At 66.0% G+C, this 18,140-nt stretch carries 18 protein-coding genes; 6 read left to right on the forward strand and 12 right to left on the reverse strand.

Going from position 1 to position 18,140, the window contains the following annotated elements; genetic code table 11:
* Positions 1–50 precede the first annotated feature (50 nt).
* Both rlmKL and RCF34_RS08850 read left to right on the forward strand, forming a co-directional pair.
* Positions 51–2,222 carry a bifunctional 23S rRNA (guanine(2069)-N(7))-methyltransferase RlmK/23S rRNA (guanine(2445)-N(2))-methyltransferase RlmL gene (rlmKL, locus tag RCF34_RS08845; protein WP_308707839.1) on the forward strand — a complete coding sequence of 724 codons (2,172 nt, stop codon included), beginning with the start codon at positions 51–53 and terminating at the stop codon, positions 2,220–2,222.
* Between the two features lie 167 nt (positions 2,223–2,389).
* Positions 2,390–3,424 carry an acyltransferase gene (locus RCF34_RS08850; protein ID WP_308707840.1) on the forward strand — a complete coding sequence of 345 codons (1,035 nt, stop codon included), beginning with the start codon at positions 2,390–2,392 and terminating at the stop codon, positions 3,422–3,424.
* Here RCF34_RS08850 and RCF34_RS08855 read toward each other — a convergent pair.
* A complete protein-coding gene (locus RCF34_RS08855) occupies positions 3,418–4,476 on the reverse strand; it encodes an oxidoreductase (protein ID WP_308707841.1) in 1,059 nt (352 codons plus the stop codon). The genes RCF34_RS08850 and RCF34_RS08855 overlap by 7 nt on opposite strands.
* 81 nt (positions 4,477–4,557) lie before the next feature.
* Positions 4,558–4,995 carry an HPF/RaiA family ribosome-associated protein gene (locus tag RCF34_RS08860; protein ID WP_308707842.1) on the reverse strand — a complete coding sequence of 146 codons (438 nt, stop codon included), beginning with the start codon at positions 4,993–4,995 and terminating at the stop codon, positions 4,558–4,560.
* Positions 4,996–5,218: 223 nt separating this feature from the next.
* Between RCF34_RS08860 and RCF34_RS08865 the strand changes: the two genes are divergently transcribed.
* Both RCF34_RS08865 and ybaK read left to right on the forward strand, forming a co-directional pair.
* Positions 5,219–6,283 (forward strand): diguanylate cyclase, encoded by a 1,065-nt coding sequence (locus RCF34_RS08865; RefSeq protein WP_308707843.1) that lies wholly within the window; start codon positions 5,219–5,221, stop codon positions 6,281–6,283.
* Complete coding sequence (gene ybaK / locus RCF34_RS08870) at positions 6,280–6,750, forward strand: Cys-tRNA(Pro) deacylase (RefSeq protein WP_308707844.1); 471 nt, start codon at positions 6,280–6,282, stop codon at positions 6,748–6,750. Before RCF34_RS08865 ends, ybaK begins: the two co-directional genes overlap by 4 nt.
* A gap of 145 nt (positions 6,751–6,895) precedes the next feature.
* On the opposite strand, the gene xylB is transcribed toward ybaK, so the two are convergent.
* The 9 genes from xylB to RCF34_RS08915 form a co-directional block, all read right to left on the reverse strand.
* The gene (gene xylB / locus RCF34_RS08875) at positions 6,896–8,392 is read right to left on the reverse strand and encodes a xylulokinase (protein WP_308707845.1); all 1,497 of its coding nucleotides are present in this window, start codon (positions 8,390–8,392) and stop codon (positions 6,896–6,898) included.
* Between the two features lie 170 nt (positions 8,393–8,562).
* A complete protein-coding gene (locus RCF34_RS08880; RefSeq protein ID WP_308707846.1) occupies positions 8,563–10,038 on the reverse strand; it encodes a mannitol dehydrogenase family protein in 1,476 nt (491 codons plus the stop codon).
* Positions 10,039–10,105: 67 nt separating this feature from the next.
* Positions 10,106–11,203 carry an ABC transporter ATP-binding protein gene (locus tag RCF34_RS08885; protein ID WP_257706445.1) on the reverse strand — a complete coding sequence of 366 codons (1,098 nt, stop codon included), beginning with the start codon at positions 11,201–11,203 and terminating at the stop codon, positions 10,106–10,108.
* A 19-nt stretch (positions 11,204–11,222) separates the two neighbouring features.
* Positions 11,223–12,056 (reverse strand): carbohydrate ABC transporter permease, encoded by an 834-nt coding sequence (locus RCF34_RS08890; RefSeq protein WP_133859697.1) that lies wholly within the window; start codon positions 12,054–12,056, stop codon positions 11,223–11,225.
* Positions 12,057–12,066: 10 nt separating this feature from the next.
* Complete coding sequence (locus RCF34_RS08895) at positions 12,067–12,999, reverse strand: sugar ABC transporter permease (RefSeq protein WP_308707847.1); 933 nt, start codon at positions 12,997–12,999, stop codon at positions 12,067–12,069.
* 122 nt (positions 13,000–13,121) lie between these two features.
* Positions 13,122–14,447 (reverse strand): sugar ABC transporter substrate-binding protein, encoded by a 1,326-nt coding sequence (locus RCF34_RS08900; RefSeq protein WP_068385265.1) that lies wholly within the window; start codon positions 14,445–14,447, stop codon positions 13,122–13,124.
* Positions 14,448–14,663: 216 nt separating this feature from the next.
* Positions 14,664–14,978 carry a hypothetical protein gene (locus RCF34_RS08905; RefSeq protein ID WP_183630879.1) on the reverse strand — a complete coding sequence of 105 codons (315 nt, stop codon included), beginning with the start codon at positions 14,976–14,978 and terminating at the stop codon, positions 14,664–14,666.
* Positions 14,979–15,110: 132 nt separating this feature from the next.
* Entirely contained in the window at positions 15,111–15,356 is a 246-nt protein-coding gene (locus RCF34_RS08910) for a hypothetical protein (RefSeq protein WP_308707848.1), read from the reverse strand.
* 152 nt (positions 15,357–15,508) lie between these two features.
* A complete protein-coding gene (locus tag RCF34_RS08915) occupies positions 15,509–15,949 on the reverse strand; it encodes a hypothetical protein (RefSeq protein ID WP_308707849.1) in 441 nt (146 codons plus the stop codon).
* A gap of 300 nt (positions 15,950–16,249) precedes the next feature.
* On the opposite strand from RCF34_RS08915, the gene RCF34_RS08920 reads away from it, so the two are divergent.
* Both RCF34_RS08920 and RCF34_RS08925 read left to right on the forward strand, forming a co-directional pair.
* Entirely contained in the window at positions 16,250–17,059 is an 810-nt protein-coding gene (locus tag RCF34_RS08920; protein WP_308707850.1) for an inositol monophosphatase, read from the forward strand.
* 48 nt (positions 17,060–17,107) lie between these two features.
* Positions 17,108–17,488 carry a DUF1090 domain-containing protein gene (locus tag RCF34_RS08925; protein ID WP_308707851.1) on the forward strand — a complete coding sequence of 127 codons (381 nt, stop codon included), beginning with the start codon at positions 17,108–17,110 and terminating at the stop codon, positions 17,486–17,488.
* Positions 17,489–17,494: 6 nt separating this feature from the next.
* Here RCF34_RS08925 and RCF34_RS08930 read toward each other — a convergent pair whose 3' ends face one another.
* Positions 17,495–18,061 (reverse strand): fructose-2,6-bisphosphatase, encoded by a 567-nt coding sequence (locus RCF34_RS08930; protein ID WP_308707852.1) that lies wholly within the window; start codon positions 18,059–18,061, stop codon positions 17,495–17,497.
* Positions 18,062–18,140: the final 79 nt, after the last annotated feature.

An 18,140-nucleotide genomic window follows, 5' to 3' on the forward strand; every position in this document is an offset into this window, starting at 1 on the left:
CAATCCGACCAAAGGCAGAAAGTTCCTTGCGCTAACCTATGGATTCAACGATGTCCGCGATGCAACAGCTCATCCTCACCTGTCCCAAAGGGCTCGAGACCCTGCTGCTGGAAGAGGCCCAGGGCCTCGGCTTGCAGGAAGCCCGCAGCCAGACCGCAGCGGTGCGCGGCGAGGCGAGTCTCGCGGACGCCTACCGCCTGTGCCTCTGGTCGCGCCTGGCCAACCGGGTGCTGCTGGTGCTGGCCCGTTTCCCGGTGGAAGACCCCCAGGGGCTGTACCTGGGCGTGCACGGCGTGGAATGGGAAGAGCACCTGGCACCCGACGGTACCCTGGCGGTGGGCTTCAGCGGCCAGGGCGCCGGCATCGACAACACCCATTTCGGTGCCCTCAAGGTCAAGGACGCCATCGTCGACCGCCTGCGCGAGCGCACCGGCCTGCGGCCCACGGTCGACAAGATCGCCCCGGACCTGCGCGTCCACCTGCACCTGGAGCGTGGCCAGGCCATCCTGTCGCTGGACCTCTCCGGTCAGAGTCTGCATCAGCGCGGCTATCGCCTGCAGCAGGGCGCCGCGCCGCTCAAGGAAAACCTGGCGGCCGCGGTGCTGATCCGTGCCGGCTGGCCGGCCCTGGCCGCGGCCGGCGGTGCGCTGGCCGACCCCATGTGCGGGGTGGGTACCTTCCTGGTCGAGGCCGGGCTGATGGCGGCGGATATCGCCCCCAACCTGCGCCGTGAGCGCTGGGGCTTCTCCGCCTGGCTGGGCCACGTGCCCGCGCTCTGGCAGCAGCTGCACCAGGAGGCTGAGGCGCGAGCCGTCGCCGGTCTGGCCAGGACACCGGCCTGGATCCGTGGCTATGAAGCCGATCCGCGATTGATCCAGCCAGCGCGCAACAACATCGAGCGGGCCGGACTGTCCGAGTGGATCAAGGTCTACCAGGGCGAGGTCGCCAGCTTCGAGCCGCGTCCGGACAAGGGCCAGACCGGCCTGGTGATCTGCAACCCGCCCTATGGCGAGCGCCTGGGCGATGAAGCCAGCCTGCTGTACCTCTACCAGAATCTCGGCGAGCGGCTGCGCCAGGCCTGCCTGGGTTGGCGCGCGGGGGTCTTTACCGGCGCGCCCGAGCTGGGCAAGCGCATGGGCATCCGCAGCCACAAGCAATACGCCTTCTGGAACGGCGCCTTGCCCTGCAAGCTGCTGATGTTCGAGGTCGAGACCCGTCAGTTCGTCACCGGCAGCCGCAACGGCGAGCGTTCGACCACCGACCAGGCGGCAGAGCCGGCCAAGCTCAGCGAGGGCGGGCAGATGTTCGCCAACCGTCTGCAGAAGAACCTCAAGCAGCTCGGCAAGTGGGCGCGCAACCAGGGCGTGCAGTGCTATCGCCTCTATGACGCCGACATGCCCGAGTATGCGGTCGCCGTGGACCTCTATGGCGATCGGGTGCACGTGCAGGAATACGCGCCGCCGCGCTCCATCGATCCGGACAAGGCCCAGGCGCGCCTGCTCGATGCCCTGGCGGCCATTCCTCAGGCGCTGGACATCGATCCGTCGCGGGTGGTGGTCAAGCGGCGCGAGCGGCAGAGCGGTACCAAGCAGTACGAACGCCAGGCCGCCCAGGGGGAATTCCTGCAGGTGGAAGAGGCGGGTGCCAAGCTGCTGGTCAACCTTACCGATTACTTGGATACCGGTCTGTTCCTCGATCACCGTCCGCTGCGCCTGCGGCTGCGTCAGGAAGCCCAGGGCAAGCGCTTCCTCAACCTGTTCTGCTACACCGGTGCCGCCACGGTGCAGGCTGCGGTAGGCGGGGCGCGCAGCACCACCAGCGTCGACCTCTCGCGAACCTACCTGGACTGGGCCCGGCGTAACCTGGCGCTCAACGGCTTCTCCGAGCGGCATCGCCTGGAGCAGGGCGATGTGCTGCACTGGCTGGAGAATGATCGCGGCGAATACGATCTGATCTTCGTCGATCCGCCGACGTTCTCCAACTCCAAGCGCCTGGAAGGGGTATTCGACGTCCAGCGCGATCACGTCGCCCTGATCGATTCGGCCATGGCCCACCTGAGTCGCAACGGCGTGCTGTACTTCTCCAACAACTTCCGCAAGTTCGAACTGGACGCAGGCCTGGGCGAGCGCTATCGCGTCGAGGAGATCAGCGCCAGCACCCTGGATCCGGATTTCGCGCGCAATCCCAAGATCCACCGCGCCTGGCGGTTCAGCCTGCAGTGAGGCCAGCCGCCTGAACTGCCGCTGAATGGGTCGGGCATCGATCCGTTCAGCCTGTGAACCGGCGCAATCCAGCCTTTTCCCGCGAACGCCCCAGCAGCCCATGCCGTCCACAATGGCGGCGCGGCGCTGGGTCGTGCCTGGCGGGACGAGGAGGGAAAGGTTATACGATGCTGGTTTCACTGCAGGCTCTCAGGGCCCTGGCCGCCTGGCTGGTGGTCTTCCATCACTTCATGCAGGTGTTCTTCGATTTCCACGCCGACAGCCTCGGCGGCCATCTGCTCTCCACCCGGGGGCAGGTCGGGGTCGACATCTTCTTCGTGCTCAGCGGCTTCGTGATCCACCTGTCCACCGCAGGCCGACCGCTCAGGCGCAGCACCTTCCTCTGGCATCGCATCGCCCGCATCGTCCCGGCCTACTGGCTGTACACCGCGGTGACAGCACTGATCCTCTATCTGGCCAGCGACGTGATGCCCGTCTATGGCGTCGCCGCGCGCGAACTGCTGCTCTCGCTGTTCTTCATTCCCAGCGAGAATCCGGCGGGCTTCGGCCACTATCCGATCCTGCCGGTGGGCTGGACGCTCAACTTCGAGATGCTGTTCTACCTGCTGTTCGCCCTGTCCTTCGGCGTGGCCGAGCGCTGGCGCATCGGCGTGGTCAGCCTGCTGGTTATCCTGGTCAGCCTGGTGCTGGCCCGCGAGGCCTTCGTCAGCAGCTTCTATCGCAATCCGATCATCTTCGAATTCCTGCTGGGGGTGAGCCTGGCGGCGCTCCATCGCCGTGGCGCCCTGCGCGGACCCAGGCCGCTGGCGCTGGCGGCGGCCCTGGCGGCCCTGAGCTGCCTGGTGGCCTTTCCGGCCGACCATCCCTGGCGCCTGCTGACCTGGGGCGTGCCCAGTGCGGTACTGGTGGGCGCCTGCGTGATCCTCGAGCCATGGTTCGCTGGGTCGCGCCTGTGCAAGGCGCTGGGGGACTGGTCCTATTCGGTCTATCTGGTGCACGTCATCGTGCTCTGGCTGGGTGACTACTGGCTGCACCAGCAGTGGGGCTTCAGCCCCTACCAGACCCTGGCGGTCTGTCTGCCGGTGATCCTGCTGCTGGCCTGGGCCAGCTACGAATGGATCGAGCGGCGCCTCTCCCGCACCCTGCGCCAGCTGGGCGAACGCCTGGCGGGACGGCGTCCGCAGTGGGTGGCCGGTCAGTAGGACGCGCGCTCGGCGGCGGTGAATTCGGGCAGCAGGGCCCGACCTTCCGCCGAGGAACGCTGGGCCGCCGCCAGCAGGGCCATCAGGGCGCAGGCCTGGGCGGGAGGGACGGGATTGGCGGCGCGCCCGGCGAGGGCTTCGACCAGGGCGAGGTAGTAGCGGCGGTGATCGCCCGCCGGCGTCGGCACCGCCTGGCGTTCGCCATCGCCCGTGATGAGCCATCCGGAATCCGGATCCTGGCCCCAGTCCGGACCACCGGGGCGCACACCGGCCTTGAGCGCGTCCTCCTGGCGATCCGCCCCCTGCTTGATCCAGCTGGCCGCGGTGCCCTGGGCGAGAAAGCGCGGCACGCCGCCAGCGGCCAGCATCCCGGCTCTCAGGGTCACCTGGCGGGTGCCATAGTCCAGCTGCACCTGGAACCAGTCGTCGGTGAGGGCGCCGGCGCGTTGCCGCACCAGCTGCGCCTGCAGGCGCTCGGGCAGGCCGAACAGGCAGAGCGCCTGATCCAGCAGATGGGGGCCGAGGTCGAACCAGAGCCCACTGCCGGGGAGCGCCGCTTCGCGCCAGCGCGTGCGCACCTCGGGACGAAAACGCTCGATGCGCGATTCCAGGCTGGTCAGTTCACCCAGGGCGCCACTGGCGAGTACCGCCTGCAGCCCGAGGAAATCACTGTCCCAGCGGCGATTCTGGAACACCGACAGCAACCGGCCGGCCTGTTCGGCTTCCGCGGCCAGTTGCCGGGCTTCGGCGAGGGTGACGGTAAAGGGCTTGTCGACCACCACGTGCTTGCCGGCGGCCAGGGCGGCGCTGGCGAGAGGGGCATGGGTCTGGTTGGGCGAGGCGATCACCACCAGGTCGATGGCCGGATCCTGCACGGCGGCCAGATAGTCCGCGGTGACGCGCACCTCGGGCAGGTCGGCCTGTACCCGCGCGGCATCCCGTGAGGCCACCAGCTCCAGGTTGAGACCGGGAATCGAGCGTAGCAAAGGGCCGTGGAAGGTCTGACCGACGAAGCCATAACCGATCAGGGCGACGCGAAAGGGTGAGGGCATGAGGCATCCTTGTGCCGGGGTGGAAAAGAGCGAGGCCGCTCAGGGAGCGGCCTCGGTTGAACGCGGAAACAAGAGGTTGCCCTATTTCAACTCGTGATCGTGAGCCAGTTGTTCTCTTTCGAGGAATTCGTCCTGCCGCAGGGAGTCCTTGAATTCCTCGGAGTCCTCCAGGGCCAGGGGGTCATTGAGTTCGCCGCTGGAAAGACGCTTCTTCTCCAGTTTGCCGGACAGGTGGGTAATGGCTCGCAGCAGCTTGTCCGCTGCGCCTTCCACTGCCAGGTCGAGGGAATCGGCCTTGTGGGTCACCGAGAGCGGCTGGTGCCCCTTGATACGGGCCTCCATCTGGCACCGCTTGTCCTGAGCACCCGATTTGCCGGCGTTCTCGTCGTTGAGGTGCACCTCGACGCGGGTCAGGAGTTCGTCGAAGCGATCCAGGCGGTCTTCCACCACGGACGCCACCCAATTCTGCAAACCGGTACTGCTTTCGATGTTGTGATCACTGTTGACTTGGACTTGCATGCGGCTTCCTCTTTTTGACGGGCCTGACCATTGGATGAGGCCGGTCAGGCCGAGGTTCAAGGCTGTTCGTCCGGTGTGCGTGTCACCCGATGTTTCCTTCTGGCAGTGTTGAGGCGCGTCGCAACTTTCGAAAAACGACGCTCAAGTCGCGGGTCGCTGGCGTTTTGCTCTTATCCACTGATAATGCGCGACCTCTCATCGTCCGTCGCAGTGGGGATCGTCAATGCCAGATGTGCTCACGCGTGGCCGCGGTTTCGCCCGGCGGCTCTGGCTACCTCGTGCGATAGGTCTGCTGCTCAGCCTCAGTTGTATCGTTTCGGTGCAGATCACCCAGCCGGTGTCCCTCGGCCTGTGGGTCCTGCTGCTGGCCAATGCGCTGTGCTGGTCGCCGCTCGCCTACTGGCGCGCCGTTCGCTCGCGCGATCCCTATCGCGCCGAGCTGGGCAATCTGCTGCTGGACTGCGGCTCGGCCGGCTTCTGGGCGGCGAGCATGGGCTTCAATCTTCTGCCCAGCGTGGCCCTGCTCGCCATGACCGGCCTGAACATGCTCGGCGCCGGCGGCCTGGCGTTCTGGCGCCGGGGGCTGGTCGCGCAACTGGCCGGCATCCTCGTCGGCCTCGTGGTGCTGCGCCATCCGGTCGCCCTGGAGACCTCCACCGCACAGATCTATGCCTGCTTGCCGATGATCATCGCCTATCCCTGGGCCCTTGGTCTGGTGAGCTTTCGCCTGGCGCAGCAGCTGTCGCGGCGCAAGCAGGAACTGGAGCTGATCAGCAAGCAGGACGGCATGACCGGCCTGCACAACCGAACGCACTGGGATCAGCTGCTGCAGCGGGAATTCGCCCGCTGCAAGCGCAGCGGCGCTGCAGCCAGCCTGGTGATGATCGACTTGGACAACTTCAAGCTGGTCAACGACCGCTTCGGTCATCAGGCCGGTGACGAGATGCTGCGGCAGTTTTCCGGCCTGCTGGCCCGGACCATCCGCACCAGCGATCTCGCCCGTCGTTTTGGTGGCGATGAATTCGGTATCCTCTTGCCCGACACCTCGCCCGAGCGGGCCCTGGATCTGATCCGGCGGCTGCAGGAACGTCTACACGAGATGCAGGCGGGCGGCCCCGGCGAGCGGCAGAACGTCCGCGTCGGGATGAGCTGCGGGATCGCCGGTTTCGACCGGGCCTACGATGACGTCGCGCACTGGTTGCAGGCCGCCGACTTCGCCCTCTACCGGGCCAAGGCGCAGGGCCGCGGACGGGCCGAGGTGGCCGATCCCCAAGGAGTGCTGGCATGACCCCGGCGATAGAACTGCTCAAGAAGAGCCAGGTGCCCCACGAGGTGCTGAGCTACCACCATGATCCCAAGGCCGCTTCCTATGGCCTGGAAGCCGCCGAGAAGCTGGGCCTGGCGCCGGAGACGGTGTTCAAGACCCTGCTGGCGACGAGCGAGAAGCAGGAGTTGCTGGTGGCCATCGTGCCGGTCGCCGGGACCCTGGATCTCAAGGCCCTGGCCCAGGCGGCCGGCGTCAAGAAGCTCGAGATGGCCAAGCCCGATCAGGCCCAGCGCAGCACCGGTTACCTGGTGGGCGGCATCAGTCCGCTGGGGCAGAAGAAGCGGCTGCGTACCTTCATCGACGCGTCTGCGGCGGCGTTGCCGAGCATCCATGTCAGCGCCGGACGCCGGGGGCTGGAAGTGGCCCTGGCACCGGCGGACCTCGCCCGCCTGCTGGATGCGCCCTTCGTGCCGATCGGCAAGGCCTGAGAGGTAGGTTGGTGCTGAGCGCAGCGAAGCCCAACGCTATAAAGGTACGGCCGTGTTTTGTCGGGCTTCGCGGTGCTCGGCCCCACCTACGCCCTGAGTCTCGGCGGGGTGAAAACTGCCTGGCGTTTTCCACCCCATCCGCCCGCTAGGCTATCCCGTAGCTCTCACGCAGCTGCTGCCGGTAGCGCTGGTAGACCGCCTCGTACTCGGCGACCCGTGCGGGATCCGGTTCGGCGCGGCTGGTCGGGTCCAGGTGCACGCAGCGCTCGGTGAGACTGTCGAGCGACTCGGGATGGCCCCGTTCGCGACTCCAGCACCAGGCGGCCTGCAGCGCGCCGCCCAGGGCCGCGGCTTCGCCATGGACCGGGCAGACCACCGGGGTGTTCATCAGATCGGCGATCAGCTGGCGCCACACCGGGCTCTTGGCGCCGCCGCCGATGAGTCTGAGGGTGTCACCAGGCATGCCCAGGTCGCGCAGCAGATCGAAGCCGTATCTCAGGGCGAAGCTCACCCCCTCGACCACCGCCCGGCACAGGTTGGCACGGGTCAGGTTGGTGGCGGTGAGGCCATGCAGGCTGGCGGTGGCGGTCGGCAGCGCGGGGACCCGTTCGCCATTGAGGAAGGGCAGCATCAGCACCCCCTCGGCGCCGATGGGCGACGCCGCCACCAGACCGGTGAATTCCGCCAGGTCCAGGCCGAGCAGCTCGCGGATCTGGCCGCTGGCGTTGGTCAGGTTCATGGTGCAGATCAGCGGCAGCCAGCCGCCATTGGACGAGCAGAAGCCCGCCACGGCAGGATGCTCGCTGATGCGGGGTTCGTCGGAATACCCATAGAGGGTGCCCGAGGTACCCAGGCTCAGGGTGATCTGGCCGACGCGGCTGTTGCCGGTGCCCAGGGCGCCCATCATGTTGTCGCCGCCACCGCTGGAGACCAGCGCCTGGGCGTTGATGCCCAGTTGGCTGGCGACCTCCGGCCGCAGCCGCCCGACCGGCTGATCGGCTTCGATCAGCGCCGGCAGCGCGCGCTCCAGGCGACCACTGGGGTCGATATGGCGCAGCAGTTCCAAGTCGTACTGGCGCGTGCGCACATTGAAATAGCCGGTACCCGAGGCGTCGCCGTATTCGGCCACGGCGCGTCCGGTCAGCCAGAAGTTCAGGTAATCGTGGGGCAGCAGCACCTGGGCGATCTGATCGAACACCTCCGGGTGTTGTTCCTTGGTCCAGAGCAGCTTGGAGACGGTGTAGCCCGGCGCGATGGCCAGGCCCAGGCGCTCGATGGAACCCTCCACGCCGCCCAGGTGCTCCAGCAGGCGCTGGTTTTCCGGGGTGGATTCGGTGTCGCACCACAGCTTGGCCGGACGCAGCACCTTGCCGCTGTCGTCGAGCAGTACCAGACCGTGCTGCTGGCCGGAGACGCCGACGCCGAGGATGTCCTGGCCATCGCTGCCGGCCTGCGCCAGGGCGGCGCGGGTGGCCGCCACCAGGGCCCGGATCCAGTCCGCCGGATTCTGCTCGCGGCGGCCGTTGGCAGCCTCGGTCAAGGGGTGCGGCGCACTGCCTTCGCCCAGCACCACCCCGCGCTCGACATCCAGGATTACCGCCTTGGTGCCCTGGGTGCCGCAGTCGATCCCGAGAAACTTCATGCCTGGCCGCTCCTATCCTTGTAGTTGTTAGGGCTTGTTTGAAAAGTCGCCGAGCGAAGGTGAGGCGAGGCAAAAATCAGCGAGGAAGCGGAGTTTACGAGTGGTAAATGAGCATTCCGAGCTGATTTTTAACGCCGCATCACCGATGCGCAGGCAGTTTTCAGGTAAGCCTAGTCGCCGAGCAGGGTCTGCAAGGTGGCGCTGACCCCATGGGTACGCAAGTTGTACAGCTGCCGCTCGAAGGCGGCAACGAAGGCCGCGGATTTCGGGATGTGCTTACCGAAGATTTCCTCGGCGCCCAGCAGGCGCTCGGTGAGATTCTTCTGATCCTGCACCAGCTCCTCGCAGTAGTTGGCGCGCGGATCGGGGATGCGATAGGTCGCCCCGGTCTCGTCCACGCCACGCAGATAGACCGCCCAGGCGGCCACCACCAGGGCGGCGCGGTCCATGGCCTGGTCGTCTTCGATCAGGCGGTTGATGGTCGGCACGGTGAACTTGGGAAACTTCGACGAACCGTCGGAGCAGACCCGCTCCAGCTGGTCGGCGATGGCGCGATTGGAGAAGCGCTCGATCAGGGTGTCCTTGTACTGGTCGAGATCGATGCCGGGCACCGGTGCCAGCTGCGGGGTCACGTCCTCGTCCATGTAGGCGCGGATGTAGCGCACGAACAGCGGATCGGCCATGGTCTCGTGGACGAAGCGGTAGCCCTTGAGGAAGCCGAGGTAGGTCAGTGCCAGGTGGCTGCCGTTGAGCAGCTTGATCTTCATCTCCTCGTAGGGGGTGACGTCATCGGTGAACTGGACGCCGACGTCTTCCCAGGCCGGACGACCGGCGACGAACCGGTCTTCCAGCACCCACTGCAGGAAGGGCTCGCAGACCACTGGCCAGGCGTCCTCGACGCCGTGTTCGGCCAGCAGCGCCTGGCGATGGGCGGTGCTGGTCATGGGGGTGATGCGATCGACCATGGCATTGGGGAAGCTGACGTGCTCGGCGATCCAGCCGTGCAGCTCTTCGTCCACCAGGCCGGCGTACGCCAGCAAGGCCTTGCGGGTCACCTGGCCGTTGTGCGGAAGGTTGTCGCAGGACATCACGGTGAAGGGCCCGGTGCCCTCGGCACGGCGCTTGGCCAGGGCCGCGAGCAGGAAGCCGAAGACGCTGCGCGGATCGCCCGGATGCTGCAGGTCGTGCTGGATCAGCGGCAGCTTGAAGTTGAATTCGCCGGTACTGTCGTCCATGCAGTAGCCGCCCTCGGTGATGGTGAGGGAGACGATGCGGGTGCTGGGATGGGCCAGCTTGTCGATCAGCGTCTGCGTGCCGTCCTCGGCCAGCAGCATGCCGCTGATGGCGCCGACGACGCGGACCTCGGTGTCCGGCTCGTCGGCCAGCACCACCTGGGTGTAGAGATAGTCCTGGCTGGCCAGGGCGTCACGCATGGCGCGGTCTTCGGCGCGCAGGCCGACGCCGCAGATGCTCCAGTCCAGATCGCGCCCCTGGTTCAGCAGGGCCTCGGTGTAGATGGCCTGGTGCGCGCGGTGGAAGCCGCCGACGCCGATGTGGACGATGCCCTGGCGCAGCTGGCAGGCGGCGTAGCCGGGCTTGGCGATGTAGTCGGGAAGGTGTTCGAGGTGCTGGCGATTGAGTTTCACGATGGCGATCCTGCAAGGCGGCGCCCCGGGCGCGCGCAGGGCGCCGGGGCAGGAAAGGGGAGAGGGGTCAGGCAGCTTGGCGCAGCAGCGGCGCCACGGCGCGGCCCTGCTCGTCGAACAGGTGGCAGAAGTCCACGTCCAGGGCCAGGCGCTGGCGTTCGCCGTAGGCGACGGCGCAGTCACCCGGCACGCGCACGGTCAGCGGCTCCTCGGCCTCGGTGACCATGTGGCAATAGGTGTCGCTGCCCAGGCGTTCGGCCACGTCGCTGATCACCGGCAGCTGGCCGTCGGCGGCTAGGCGCAGGTGTTCCGGGCGAATGCCCAGGGTCACCGGGCTGCCGATCGCGAGGTCGTCACCACGGCGTGGCAGGTGCAGGCGCGGACCGGCTGCCAGCTCCACCTCCACGCCCTGGGCGTCGGTGGCCACCACCTTGCCCTTGAAGAAGGCCATCTTCGGCGTGCCCAGGAAGCCGGCGACGAAGAGGTTGGCCGGATGGTGATAGAGCTCCAGGGGCGAACCGACCTGTTCGACGCGGCCGCCGTTGAGTACCACCACCTTGGTCGCCAGGGTCATGGCTTCCACCTGGTCGTGGGTCACGTAGATCATGGTGGCCTGCAATTCCTGGTGCAGGCGCGCCAGTTCCAGGCGCATCTGCACGCGCAGGGCGGCGTCCAGGTTGGACAGGGGTTCGTCGAACAGGAAGATCTTCGGCTGGCGGACGATGGCGCGGCCGATGGCCACCCGCTGGCGCTGGCCTCCGGAGAGCTGGCGCGGCTTGCGCTCCAGCAACGGCGTCAGCTCGAGGATGCGGGCGGCATCGGCGACCTTGCGCTCCACTTCCTGCTTGTCGATCTTGGCCAGGTCCAGGGCGAAGGAGAGATTCTTGCGCACGCTCATGTGCGGATAGAGGGCATAGGTCTGGAACACCATGGCGAGGTCGCGCTTGGCCGGCGACACCTCGGTGATGTCGCGGCCGTCCAGTTCCAGGGTGCCGCTGCTGACCTCTTCCAGACCGGCGATGAGGCGCAGCAGGGTGGACTTGCCGCACCCGGACGGGCCGACGAAGACCACGAATTCCCGGTCGTTGATGTCGAGGTCGACGCCCTTGATGATTTCCAGCGAGTCGAAGCCCTTGCGCAGGCTGCGGATTTTCAGATTGGCCATGACAGGAGTCCTCTTGTTCTTATTTCACCGCGCCGAACGACAGGCCGCGGACGAGTTGTTTCTGGCTGATCCAGCCAAAGATCAGGATGGGCGCGCAGGCCAGCGTCGAGACGGCCGACAGCTTGGCCCAGAACAGTCCCTGGGGACTGGAGTAGGAGGCGATCAGCGCGGTCAGGGGGGCGGCGTTGGACGAGGTCAGGTTCAGCGACCAGAAGGCCTCGTTCCAGCAGAGGATCAGCGACAGCAGCATGGTCGAGGCGATGCCACCCTTGGCGATCGGCAGCAGTACCCGGACGATTTCCTGGTAGGTGGTGGCGCCATCCAGGCGCGCCGCCTCGAGGATGTCCTTGGGGATGTCCTTGAAGTAGGTGTAGACCATCCAGACCACGATCGGCAGGTTGATCAGGGTGTAGACGGCGATCAGCAGCAGCCGGCTGTCGAGCAGTTCGAACTGCTTGGCCAGCAGGTAGATGGGCACCAGTACGCCCACCGCTGGCAGCATCTTGGTGGACAGCATCCACAGCAGCAGGCGCTGGGTGTTCTTGGTCTCGTGGAAGGCCATGGAATAGGCCGCCGGCAGCGCCAGCAACAGGCTGAGCAGGGTGGCGCCAAAGGAGATCACCACCGAGTTCAGCGCGAAGTGGAAATAGTCGCTGCGCGCCTGGATGGTCAGATAGTTCTCCAGCGTGGGCGTGAAGAAGAACTGCGGCGGCGTGGCGAAGGCGTCGATCTCGGTCTTGAAGCTGGTCAGCACCATCCAGAAGATCGGGAAGAACAGCACCAGGGCCACCAGCCAGGCGAGCAGGCCCAGCAGCAGGCTCTGCAGGCGCCGGGATTGCTTGAGCGTCAGCATGTCAGGGTCCTCACTGTTGGGTCAGGTTCTTGCCGAGCATCCGTACCAGGATGATGGCGGCGATGTTGGCGATGAGCACGGCGATCAGGCCGCCGGCTGAGGCCAGGCCAACGTCGAACTGCAGCAGGGCCTGGTTGTAGATCAGGTAGGCGAGGTTGGTGGAGGCGAAGCCCGGACCGCCACTGGTGGTGGTGTAGATCTCGGCGAACACCGACAGCAGGAAGATCGTCTCGATCATCACCACCACGGCGATGGGGCGCGCCAGGTGCGGCAGGGTCAGGTGCCAGAAGATGGCGACCGGACCGGCACCGTCCAGGCGGGCGGCTTCCTTCTGCTCCTGGTCCAGAGACTGCATGGCGGTCATCAGGATGAGGATGGCGAAGGGCAGCCACTGCCAGGACACGATCAGGATGATCGACAGCAGCGGATGGGTGGCCAGCCAGTCCACCGGGGTGGCGCCGAAGAGTTTCCAGACCGCGGCGAGGATGCCGGAGACCGGATGGAAGATCAGGTTCTTCCAGATCAGGGCGCTGACCGTGGGCATGATGAAGAAGGGCGAGATCAGCAGCACGCGGACGATACCGCGGCCAAGGAACTCGCTGGCCTCCAGCAGCGCCGAGATCAGCACGCCGAAGACCACGCTGATCAGCAGCACGCTGCCCACCAGCAGCAGGGTGTTGGTCATGCCGGGCCAGAAGCCGGCATCGGTGACGAAGTATTCGAAGTTTTCCAGGCCGACGAAGGCATGCTCGCCGGGGTAGAGCAGGTTATAGCGGATCAGCGAGAACCAGATGGTCATGCCCAGGGGCACCAGCATCCACACCAGCAGCAGAGCCACCGACGGACTGATCAGGAACCAGCCGGGACCGGCACGACGGCGTCGATGACGGGCGGGAGCGGCAGGGGTTTCGACGGCGGGCGTCTTGAGGGTGGAGGTCTGCATGGCGATGCTCCGCAAGGCAGTGGGCCGTGACGAGGCACTGGCGTCTCGCGACGCCAGCGACGGATCAGGCAGGAAAAGCCGCTAGGCCTGGGTCCGCGGGGTGCGGACCCAGGGCTCCAGCGCTACTTGGGATAGCCGGCGCGCTTCATTTCCCGGGCGGTGGACTGCTGCGCCGCCTGCAGCGCCTGCTCGACCGACATCTGCCCGGTGAGGGCCGCGGCGAACAGCTTGCCCACCGAGGTGCCGATGGCCTGGAACTCGGGGATGGTCACGTACTGGATGCCCACATAGGGCACCGGCTTGGCCGAGGGATGGGCCGGGTCGGCGTGCTGCAGCATGTCCAGCGAGACCTTGGCGAAGGGCGCCGCGTCCATGTAGGCCTGGCTGTAGGTGGACTTGCGGGTGCCCGGCGGCACGTTGGCGATGCCGTCCTTGTCCGCGACCAGCTTGGCGTAGTCCTTGGAGGTGGCCCAGGTCACGAAGGTCTTGGCGGCGTCCTTGTGCTTGGAGGAGGTCGGGATACCCAGCGACCAGGCGTACAGCCAGGACGAGCCCTTGTCGGTGACTTCGCGCGGCGAGCCGGCGAAGCCGACGCTGTCGGCGACCTTGCTCTGGCTCTTGTCCATGGTGAAGGAGCCGGCGACGCTGGCATCGACCCAGATGGCGCACTTGCCACTGTTGAACAGCGCCAGGTTCTCGTTGAAGCCGTTGCTGGAGGCGCCGGGCGGACCGTACTTCTTCATGTTGGTGACGTAGTAGTTGGCCGCCGCGGTCCATTCCGGACCGGTGAATTCCGGTTGCCATTTCTCGTCGAACCAGCGCGCGCCGAAGGCGTTGGCCATGGTGGTGACCAGTGCCATGTTCTCGCCCCAGCCAGCCTTGCCTCTCAGGCAGAGACCGTATTGGTCCTTGTCCGGCTGGTGCAGCTTGCCGGCGAACTCGGCGATCTGGGTCCAGGTGGGCTGGGCCGGCATGGTCAGGCCAGCCTGCTGGAACAGGTCCTTGCGGTAATAGGTGATGGAGCTTTCGGCGTAGAAGGGCAGCGCATAGAGGGTGCCCTTGACCGACAGGCCTTCGCGAACCGACGGGAAGAGGTCGTCCAGGTCGTAGTTGGCGGGCAGGTCCTTCATGGGCTCCAGCCAGTTCTGGGCGCCCCAGAGGCCGGTCTCGTACATGCCGATGGTCAGGACGTCGAACTGACCGCCCTGGGTGGCGATGTCGGTGGTCAGTCGCTGACGCAGCACGTTCTCTTCGAGCACCACCCAGTTGAGCTTGATGTCGGGATGCTGTTCTTCGAAGGTCTTGGACAGCCGCTGCATGCGGATCATGTCACTGTTGTTGACGGTGGCGATGGTGACCGTTTCGGCGGCCTGGAGGGCCAGCGAGAAGGTCAGGCCTGCAGAGAGGGTAACAGCGGACAATAAAAGCGCTTTTGGTGTTGTTTTCATCGTGCACTCCGCGTCCTGTGCAACTGCAGCAGACGCTTTTCTTGTTGTTGTAACCCACCACGCGGCCCGCCTGTGACGGCCTTTGCAGCGGAAGCCACGGACCGATTACAGCCCGTTGCCGCCTGGGAAACAAATGCTGGAAGACACCAAAATCAGTATTTTTTTGCACATGCCCGCAAGGCTGCGCGGGACGTTCGATGCAGCCAGCAGCTCTGTCTAGAGACTTTCCGCCTTGACCTTGGTGATGCCGTCCTCGCGATAAAGCTGCAAGGTTCCGGGTGTGGATTCGATCACCCGCTCGTTTTCAATGAGAAAGGAATAGACCGGCGTCGCGCTGCCCGGCGCGCGCAGGTTGCGATACTCGTAGACCACCAGGCGATCGAGCTGCGCAACCCGCTGCGGCGAGCCGAAACTCTGCCTGAGCTGTTCCTGGGTACGGCCGCCGAATTGCGACGGATCGGCCGGGGGAGAGGTAGGCGCCGAGCTGCACGCCGACAGGGCGGCCAGCAACAGAGGGAATAAGCGTTTCATGGCAGCTCCGCGGGTACGTCAAATGGGCAGATAAAAGAGCTGCCCGTAGCACCAGACGGACCCGCGAAAAACGGATTCATTCCCTGGGCAGCAACAAAAAGACAGACGGCTATCAGATCATCGGTCGGCGATCTAGAAGACCCAGCGCTGTTCCTGCACCAGAGTCTGACGTTCGTTCAGCCAGTGCGCGGCATTGACTGTCTGACGCGTGTCGCGAAATGAGGTCTCGCTGCTGGAGGGGCGGCTGTTGGTGGCTGAAGCCGGATCCTGCAGAACGAGGTCCGCCAGCTTGAGCGGGGGTATCGCGGGGAGGGAAGCAGCTTCGCCATTGAAGGCGGCAAAGGTCACGATGACGCTGGCCAGAATACGAATTCCCATTCCTTGGGTCTCCTGGTAGATCCGAAGCGCGAATCTACCATTCCACTGGCTGTTTGGTTCCCGGTTAGTCTGACGTTAAAGCGCAATTGTGATCCTGTTCGTCATTCTGCATGCGAGGGGATCACACCGCTGGCACCACCGTATCGCGTCGCTCAGGCGACGGGTACCGCGTCGTGGTGCTTGGCCGCCAGATAAGCGAACAGCGGCGGGCAATCCGACACCAGGCTGACCAGGGTCTGGCCGGCTACGGGCTCCTGCCGCAACAGCACCTTTTCACCCCGTGCATTGAGATAGAGAGTGTATTCGGGTGTGCTGGACTGGGCCATGAATCCCTCGCCCATCAGGGCGCTCCCCAGGGCCATCCGCTGCGGCAGATCGCAGCTGCCCTGCCACTGGAAGGCACGAATGCCAAGGTTTTCCAGGGTTTCAGCGACGGCGCAGTCGATGCTCAACGGCGGATGGTCGAAGAGCGGAAACTCCCGCGACAGCAACTCGAGATGGCGTTCCAGAGCTTCAAAATGCTGTCTGGGAATCAGTCGCCGCAACTGCTGCAGCTGACCATTGCCGTGGAATAGCGAAGTTTGTGCGGTCATGGCGTCCTCCCGGTACAACGAGCACTCAACTGTTCTGACGGCGGCGGGCGGATTTGGTGCGGTCCGTCGCTGCATTTCGCCGTCTGAATGCCAATACCCGACAGCCTGCGCCGCCGAGATGACACGGCCATGACCAGGGGTTTCTAGTCGGACCTTTGCCGACATCGGCGGAATTTCGCCAGTGCACGGCCGCGGCCTGACCGGAGTCGGCGGCAATGGCGGTGACGGGCAGGATCGCGACTATTCTTTTCCACCGGTGGAACTGGCACCCTGACGCCTTTCCCCGTTCCAGGAGCGCCCATGACCGCTATCGCCCCCGCCATCGCCGAACGCTACCGCGCTGTCCAGGACATCGCCCGGGAAGCGGCGCAACTCGGCCTCGACTTCTATCGCCGGCGCGGTGCGCTGCAGGTTGACCACAAGGGCAGCGACCTGCAGGACGTGGTGAGCATTGCCGACCAGACCCTGGAGGATCTCATCCGCCAACGCCTGAGCGAACGCTTTCCGGAGGATGGCCTGCTGGGCGAGGAGGGCGGCGCCACCGATCTGTCCGCGCCCTACCTCTGGGTCATAGACCCCATCGACGGCACCGCACCCTTTCTCAACGGCCTGCACAACTGGTGCGTGTCCATCGGCCTGATGCACGAGGGCGAGCCCCTGCTCGGCGCCATCATGGATCCGAATCACGACGAACTCTTCCATGGCCTGCGCGGGCACGGCGCCTTCGTCAACGACCAGCCATTGCGTGTCCATCCGGCCACCGAGATCCGCCAGGGTCTGACCGGGCTGGGTACCACCCACAGACGCGGCAAGGAGCACTTCCTGCCATTCGTGACCGGTCTGCTGGCCGAGGGTGGGCAATTCTTCCGCAACGGTTCGGGCGCCCTGATGACCGCCTATGTCGCCGCCGGCCGGCTGATCGGCTATTACGAGACCCTGATCCATGGCTGGGACTGCCTGGCGGGCCTGGTCCTGATCCGGGAGGCGGGGGGACGCCACAACGCCTTCCTGCGCAACGACGGCCTGGTCAATGGCAATCCCCTGCTGGTGGCAGCGCCAGGCGTCTACGATCAACTCGCCGCGCTGGTCGGGCCGTCGCTGGACGGTTGAGCGAAACGACCCAGGCACTCTCGCCTTTCAACGCCCGGAGCAATGCTGATGAAAGACCGAACCAGGTTAGTGCTGTCCGCCGCCACCTTGCTGCTGTCCGGTCTGGCTGTCGCAGCCGACGGAGGCTGTGCAGCGAAACGCCTGACGCTGGAACGGCAGATCGCCCAGGCTCAGGCGCAAGGCGATGCAGGGCGGCTGGCAGGGTTGCGGCAGGCACTCGCGGCGGTGCAGGCGCATTGCACCGACGCCGGGCTGCGCCAGCAGCGGCTGGATGTCATCCAGGCCCGGAGCCGCGAGGTGGCCGAGCGAGAACGGGATCTGCGCAGCGCCCAGGCCAAGGGCGACGCCGACAAGATCCGGGTGCGGACGAGAAAGCTGGCCGAGGCGCGCCGTGAGCTGGAAGAGGCCCGCGCCAAGGCGAGCCGCTGAGCGACCTCAGCGCGTCTCCTGGCGATAGAGGCTCGGCTTCCAGTAGTCCTTGAGCAGCAGATGCAGCGGGCCGCGCCAGCCACGCTTGCGCAACTGCCAGGCGATCAGCACGTTCATGATGCCGTGCCCCAGCAGCAGCACCGAACCGTGGCGTTCGGCCAGTTCGATGAGCCGATCGGCCGCCTGGCCGGCTCGCACCGAGGAGCTGCCGATGGATTCGGTGTGGGCGGCGAAGCCCAGGAACCAGGCGGATCTGAACAGCAGGCGCCAGGCCTTGACCGGCAGTCGTGGCGCGTCCAGTTCCAGATAGGGCAGGTGGGCTTCGGCATAAAGGTCATCGACCGGGCTGCCGGAGCGTCCCATCAGGTATTCGAGCGAGCGCACGCAGCGGCCCAGGGGGCTGCTCACCACATAGCCCGCCGCCTGGGCCAGTCGCCGCGTCTCCGCGGGCTCCTGGCCTGGGGGCACCGGCGCCTTCTGATAGCGCGCGACCCAGTCCTTCATCTCCCGAGGAGTGCAGCGGGCCTTGCTGGATAGATCGGGCTTGCCGTGACGGACCAGAGTGATCTGCATGAAAGGTAACCTGGGGAAGATGCTCACTAGACCACTGCCGGAGCCGTTCGTCTCGCGGGGTCGTGATGGCATCCCTGCT

The organism is Pseudomonas sp. 102515 (assembly GCF_031085165.1).
Taxonomy (GTDB): domain Bacteria; phylum Pseudomonadota; class Gammaproteobacteria; order Pseudomonadales; family Pseudomonadaceae; genus Chryseomonas.

Bases quoted from the DNA above. Each gene is read 5' to 3' on its own strand.
- rlmKL (WP_308707839.1), top strand. From the start codon at position 51: ATGTCCGCGATGCAACAGCTCATCCTCACCTGTCCCAAAGGGCTCGAG.
- RCF34_RS08850 (WP_308707840.1), top strand. From the start codon at position 2,390: ATGCTGGTTTCACTGCAGGCTCTCAGGGCCCTGGCCGCCTGGCTGGTG.
- RCF34_RS08855 (WP_308707841.1), bottom strand. From the start codon at position 4,476: ATGCCCTCACCCTTTCGCGTCGCCCTGATCGGTTATGGCTTCGTCGGT.
- RCF34_RS08860 (WP_308707842.1), bottom strand. From the start codon at position 4,995: ATGCAAGTCCAAGTCAACAGTGATCACAACATCGAAAGCAGTACCGGT.
- RCF34_RS08865 (WP_308707843.1), top strand. From the start codon at position 5,219: ATGCCAGATGTGCTCACGCGTGGCCGCGGTTTCGCCCGGCGGCTCTGG.
- ybaK (WP_308707844.1), top strand. From the start codon at position 6,280: ATGACCCCGGCGATAGAACTGCTCAAGAAGAGCCAGGTGCCCCACGAG.
- xylB (WP_308707845.1), bottom strand. From the start codon at position 8,392: ATGAAGTTTCTCGGGATCGACTGCGGCACCCAGGGCACCAAGGCGGTA.
- RCF34_RS08885 (WP_257706445.1), bottom strand. From the start codon at position 11,203: ATGGCCAATCTGAAAATCCGCAGCCTGCGCAAGGGCTTCGACTCGCTG.
- RCF34_RS08890 (WP_133859697.1), bottom strand. From the start codon at position 12,056: ATGCTGACGCTCAAGCAATCCCGGCGCCTGCAGAGCCTGCTGCTGGGC.
- RCF34_RS08895 (WP_308707847.1), bottom strand. From the start codon at position 12,999: ATGCAGACCTCCACCCTCAAGACGCCCGCCGTCGAAACCCCTGCCGCT.
- RCF34_RS08900 (WP_068385265.1), bottom strand. From the start codon at position 14,447: ATGAAAACAACACCAAAAGCGCTTTTATTGTCCGCTGTTACCCTCTCT.
- RCF34_RS08905 (WP_183630879.1), bottom strand. From the start codon at position 14,978: ATGAAACGCTTATTCCCTCTGTTGCTGGCCGCCCTGTCGGCGTGCAGC.
- RCF34_RS08910 (WP_308707848.1), bottom strand. From the start codon at position 15,356: ATGGGAATTCGTATTCTGGCCAGCGTCATCGTGACCTTTGCCGCCTTC.
- RCF34_RS08915 (WP_308707849.1), bottom strand. From the start codon at position 15,949: ATGACCGCACAAACTTCGCTATTCCACGGCAATGGTCAGCTGCAGCAG.
- RCF34_RS08920 (WP_308707850.1), top strand. From the start codon at position 16,250: ATGACCGCTATCGCCCCCGCCATCGCCGAACGCTACCGCGCTGTCCAG.
- RCF34_RS08925 (WP_308707851.1), top strand. From the start codon at position 17,108: ATGAAAGACCGAACCAGGTTAGTGCTGTCCGCCGCCACCTTGCTGCTG.
- RCF34_RS08930 (WP_308707852.1), bottom strand. From the start codon at position 18,061: ATGCAGATCACTCTGGTCCGTCACGGCAAGCCCGATCTATCCAGCAAG.